Genomic DNA, 374 nt, shown 5'->3' on the forward strand with positions numbered 1-374 from the left:
CATGCTCGCCGCAAGTTCTTCGACCTGCATGTCGCGAACAAAAGTCAGCTGGCCGAACAGGCGCTGCACTCGATTAGCGGTTTGTACGAGGTTGAACGCCAGGCTCGGGATATGAGCAACGAAGACCGTTGGCGAATACGTCAGGAAATGGCGGTACCGATCAGCAAAAAACTGCATGACTGGATGTTGGCCCAGCGCGACCTAGTGCCGAACGGATCAGCCACGGCCAAAGCCCTCGATTACAGCCTGAAACGCTGGGTAGCGCTGACGCGCTACCTGGACGATGTGGCTGTGCCCATCGCCAACAATCAGGTCGAGAACCAGATACGGCCATGGGCACTCGGGCGCTCGAACTGGTTGTTTGCCGGGTCGCT

1 protein-coding gene is annotated in these 374 nt (G+C 58.3%); it reads left to right on the forward strand.

Annotation, left to right across the window (positions count from 1 at the left end):
• The coding region (locus tag SB765_RS28250) for an IS66 family transposase (RefSeq protein WP_410932302.1) at nt 1–374 on the forward strand (374 nt) is incomplete at both ends.

It is taken from the genome of Pseudomonas sp. SIMBA_067, from assembly GCF_046534675.1.
Taxonomy (GTDB): domain Bacteria; phylum Pseudomonadota; class Gammaproteobacteria; order Pseudomonadales; family Pseudomonadaceae; genus Aquipseudomonas; species Aquipseudomonas putida.